This window comes from Streptomyces sp. NPDC014734 (assembly GCF_043083325.1).
GTDB lineage: Bacteria > Actinomycetota > Actinomycetes > Streptomycetales > Streptomycetaceae > Streptomyces.
This window is the reverse complement of the sequence record NZ_JBIBYN010000057.1, coordinates 1-5,306: the sequence shown is the minus strand read 5'-3', so window position 1 is coordinate 5,306 and position 5,306 is coordinate 1. Positions and strand designations below refer to the sequence as shown.

Annotated in this window: 2 rRNA genes; both read left to right on the top strand. The window is 57.3% G+C overall.

The window, feature by feature from the left end:
* Positions 1 to 332 precede the first annotated feature (332 nt).
* Positions 333 to 1,858: ribosomal RNA gene (locus ACF1CT_RS37285) — 16S ribosomal RNA — on the top strand.
* Between the two features lie 303 nt (positions 1,859 to 2,161).
* A 23S ribosomal RNA gene (locus ACF1CT_RS37280) occupies positions 2,162 to 5,283 on the top strand.
* Together the 16S and 23S rRNA genes form the textbook arrangement of a ribosomal RNA operon.
* The last annotated feature ends 23 nt before the right edge of the window (positions 5,284 to 5,306 follow it).

The window sequence follows — 5,306 nt, the reverse complement described above, 5'->3', positions numbered from 1 at the left end:
CCCCGCTTCGACCGGGGGTCGGACACTGAAAAGGGTCTGATAGAGTCGGAAACGCAAGACCGAAGGGAAGAAGCCCGGAGGAAAGCCCGGAGAGTGTTTCGGGTGAGTACAAAGGAAGCGTCCGTTCCTTGAGAACTCAACAGCGTGCCAAAAGTCAACGCCAGATATGTTGATACCCCGGCCTGCTTCTAGCAGGTTGGTGGTTCCTTTGAAAGTCCTGCGGGGTCTCTGGCCCGGCAGGCAATTACACAGCGAGGACGCTGTGGATGACCGGTCCTATTCCGACCGGTTGTTCCGCTCTCGTGTTGTGTTGTCCCGATTACGGGAAAACATTCACGGAGAGTTTGATCCTGGCTCAGGACGAACGCTGGCGGCGTGCTTAACACATGCAAGTCGAACGATGAAGCCTTTCGGGGTGGATTAGTGGCGAACGGGTGAGTAACACGTGGGCAATCTGCCCTTCACTCTGGGACAAGCCCTGGAAACGGGGTCTAATACCGGATAACACTCTGTCCTGCATGGGATGGGGTTGAAAGCTCCGGCGGTGAAGGATGAGCCCGCGGCCTATCAGCTTGTTGGTGGGGTGATGGCCTACCAAGGCGACGACGGGTAGCCGGCCTGAGAGGGCGACCGGCCACACTGGGACTGAGACACGGCCCAGACTCCTACGGGAGGCAGCAGTGGGGAATATTGCACAATGGGCGAAAGCCTGATGCAGCGACGCCGCGTGAGGGATGACGGCCTTCGGGTTGTAAACCTCTTTCAGCAGGGAAGAAGCGAGAGTGACGGTACCTGCAGAAGAAGCGCCGGCTAACTACGTGCCAGCAGCCGCGGTAATACGTAGGGCGCAAGCGTTGTCCGGAATTATTGGGCGTAAAGAGCTCGTAGGCGGCTTGTCACGTCGGTTGTGAAAGCCCGGGGCTTAACCCCGGGTCTGCAGTCGATACGGGCAGGCTAGAGTGTGGTAGGGGAGATCGGAATTCCTGGTGTAGCGGTGAAATGCGCAGATATCAGGAGGAACACCGGTGGCGAAGGCGGATCTCTGGGCCATTACTGACGCTGAGGAGCGAAAGCGTGGGGAGCGAACAGGATTAGATACCCTGGTAGTCCACGCCGTAAACGTTGGGAACTAGGTGTTGGCGACATTCCACGTCGTCGGTGCCGCAGCTAACGCATTAAGTTCCCCGCCTGGGGAGTACGGCCGCAAGGCTAAAACTCAAAGGAATTGACGGGGGCCCGCACAAGCAGCGGAGCATGTGGCTTAATTCGACGCAACGCGAAGAACCTTACCAAGGCTTGACATACGCCGGAAAGCATCAGAGATGGTGCCCCCCTTGTGGTCGGTGTACAGGTGGTGCATGGCTGTCGTCAGCTCGTGTCGTGAGATGTTGGGTTAAGTCCCGCAACGAGCGCAACCCTTGTTCTGTGTTGCCAGCATGCCTTTCGGGGTGATGGGGACTCACAGGAGACTGCCGGGGTCAACTCGGAGGAAGGTGGGGACGACGTCAAGTCATCATGCCCCTTATGTCTTGGGCTGCACACGTGCTACAATGGCCGGTACAATGAGCTGCGATGTCGTGAGGCGGAGCGAATCTCAAAAAGCCGGTCTCAGTTCGGATTGGGGTCTGCAACTCGACCCCATGAAGTCGGAGTTGCTAGTAATCGCAGATCAGCATTGCTGCGGTGAATACGTTCCCGGGCCTTGTACACACCGCCCGTCACGTCACGAAAGTCGGTAACACCCGAAGCCGGTGGCCCAACCCCTTGTGGGAGGGAGCTGTCGAAGGTGGGACTGGCGATTGGGACGAAGTCGTAACAAGGTAGCCGTACCGGAAGGTGCGGCTGGATCACCTCCTTTCTAAGGAGCTTCTTGGCCCTGTCACAGGGGTCCAGAGCCAGTACACCGGCGAGTGTCCGGTGCTGGTTGCTCATGGGTGGAACGTTGACTATTCGGCACGGGTTTTCAGGATGTCATTAGTACTGCTTCGGCGTGGAACGTGGTTGTTCTGGGGGTCTGTGCCGGGCACGTTGTTGGGTGTCTGAGGGTTCGGCCGTGATGGCTGCCTTCAGTTGCCGGTCCCGGTGTAGCACTGCTGTTGGGTGGTGTGTGACGGGTGGCTGGTCGTTGTTTGAGAACTGCACAGTGGACGCGAGCATCTGTGGCCAAGTTTTTAAGGGCGCACGGTGGATGCCTTGGCACCAGGAACCGATGAAGGACGTGGGAGGCCGCGATAGGCCCCGGGGAGCTGTCAACCGAGCTTTGATCCGGGGGTGTCCGAATGGGGAAACCCGGCAGTCGTCATGGGCTGTCACCCGCTGCTGAACACATAGGCAGTGTGGAGGGAACGAGGGGAAGTGAAACATCTCAGTACCCTCAGGAAGAGAAAACAACCGTGATTCCGGGAGTAGTGGCGAGCGAAACTGGATGAGGCCAAACCGTATGTGTGTGATACCCGGCAGGGGTTGCGCATGCGGGGTTGTGGGAGTTCTCTTGATCAATCTGCCGGTTGGTCGGTGAGTCAGAAACCGTTGATGTAGGCGAAGGACATGCGAAAGGTCCGGCGTAGAGGGTAAGACCCCCGTAGCTGAAACATTGACGGCTTGCTTGAGAATTTCCCAAGTAGCACGGGGCCCGAGAAATCCCGTGTGAATCTGGCGGGACCACCCGCTAAGCCTAAATATTCCCTGGTGACCGATAGCGGATAGTACCGTGAGGGAATGGTGAAAAGTACCGCGGGAGCGGAGTGAAATAGTACCTGAAACCGTGTGCCTACAAGCCGTGGGAGCGTCGCATGCAAGCTTGCTTGTATGTCGTGACTGCGTGCCTTTTGAAGAATGAGCCTGCGAGTTTGCGGTGTGTTGCGAGGTTAACCCGTGTGGGGAAGCCGTAGCGAAAGCGAGTCCGAATAGGGCGGTTGAGTAGCACGCTCAAGACCCGAAGCGGAGTGATCTAGCCATGGGCAGGTTGAAGCGGAGGTAAGACTTCGTGGAGGACCGAACCCACCAGGGTTGAAAACCTGGGGGATGACCTGTGGTTAGGGGTGAAAGGCCAATCAAACTCCGTGATAGCTGGTTCTCCCCGAAATGCATTTAGGTGCAGCGTCGTGTGTTTCTTGCCGGAGGTAGAGCACTGGATAGGCGATGGGCCCTACCGGGTTACTGACCTTAGCCAAACTCCGAATGCCGGTAAGTGAGAGCGCGGCAGTGAGACTGTGGGGGATAAGCTCCATGGTCGAGAGGGAAACAGCCCAGAGCATCGACTAAGGCCCCTAAGCGTACGCTAAGTGGGAAAGGATGTGGAGTCGCAGAGACAACCAGGAGGTTGGCTTAGAAGCAGCCACCCTTGAAAGAGTGCGTAATAGCTCACTGGTCAAGTGATTCCGCGCCGACAATGTAGCGGGGCTCAAGCGTACCGCCGAAGTCGTGTCAATCCAGCATGAGGGCTAACGCCTGTTGGGTTGGGTAGGGGAGCGTCGTGTGCCGGGTGAAGCAGCCGCGGAAGCGAGTTGTGGACGGTTCACGAGTGAGAATGCAGGCATGAGTAGCGATACACACGTGAGAAACGTGTGCGCCGATTGACTAAGGGTTCCTGGGTCAAGCTGATCTGCCCAGGGTAAGTCGGGACCTAAGGCGAGGCCGACAGGCGTAGTCGATGGACAACCGGTTGATATTCCGGTACCCGCTTTGAAACGCCCAGTACTGAATCAGGCGATGCTAAGTCCGTGAAGCCGGCCCGATCTCTTCGGAGTTGAGGGTAGTGGTGGAGCCGACGAACCAGACTTGTAGTAGGTAAGCGATGGGGTGACGCAGGAAGGTAGTCCAGCCCGGGCGGTGGTTGTCCCGGGGTAAGGGTGTAGGCCGTGTGGTAGGCAAATCCGTCACACGTTAAGGCTGAGACCTGATGCCGAGCCGATTGTGGTGAAGTGGATGATCCTATGCTGTCGAGAAAAGCCTCTAGCGAGTTTCATGGCGGCCCGTACCCTAAACCGACTCAGGTGGTCAGGTAGAGAATACCGAGGCGTTCGGGTGAACTATGGTTAAGGAACTCGGCAAAATGCCCCCGTAACTTCGGGAGAAGGGGGGCCATTTCTGGTGATGGGCTTTGCGCCTTGAGCTGGGGGTGGCCGCAGAGACCAGCGAGAAGCGACTGTTTACTAAAAACACAGGTCCGTGCGAAGCCGTAAGGCGATGTATACGGACTGACGCCTGCCCGGTGCTGGAACGTTAAGGGGACCGGTTAGCCGACTTTCGGGTTGGCGAAGCTGAGAACTTAAGCGCCAGTAAACGGCGGTGGTAACTATAACCATCCTAAGGTAGCGAAATTCCTTGTCGGGTAAGTTCCGACCTGCACGAATGGCGTAACGACTTCTCGACTGTCTCAACCATAGGCCCGGTGAAATTGCACTACGAGTAAAGATGCTCGTTTCGCGCAGCAGGACGGAAAGACCCCGGGACCTTTACTACAGTTTGATATTGGTGTTCGGTTCGGCTTGTGTAGGATAGGTGGGAGACTTTGAAGCGGCCACGCCAGTGGTTGTGGAGTCGTCGTTGAAATACCACTCTGGTCGTGCTGGATGTCTAACCTGGGTCCGTGATCCGGATCAGGGACAGTGTCTGATGGGTAGTTTAACTGGGGCGGTTGCCTCCTAAAGAGTAACGGAGGCGCCCAAAGGTTCCCTCAGCCTGGTTGGCAATCAGGTGTTGAGTGTAAGTGCACAAGGGAGCTTGACTGTGAGACCGACGGGTCGAGCAGGGACGAAAGTCGGGACTAGTGATCCGGCAGTGGCTTGTGGAAGCGCTGTCGCTCAACGGATAAAAGGTACCCCGGGGATAACAGGCTGATCTTCCCCAAGAGTCCATATCGACGGGATGGTTTGGCACCTCGATGTCGGCTCGTCGCATCCTGGGGCTGGAGTCGGTCCCAAGGGTTGGGCTGTTCGCCCATTAAAGCGGTACGCGAGCTGGGTTTAGAACGTCGTGAGACAGTTCGGTCCCTATCCGCTGCGCGCGTAGGAATATTGAGAAGGGCTGTCCCTAGTACGAGAGGACCGGGACGGACGAACCTCTGGTGTGCCAGTTGTTCTGCCAAGGGCATGGCTGGTTGGCTACGTTCGGGAGGGATAACCGCTGAAAGCATCTAAGCGGGAAGCCTGCTTCGAGATGAGTATTCCCACCAACTTGATTGGTTAAGGCTCCCAGTAGACGACTGGGTTGATAGGCCGGATGTGGAAGCCTGGTAACGGGTGGAGCTGACTGGTACTAATAGGCCGAGGGCTTGTCCTCAGTTGCTCGCGTCCACTGTGTTG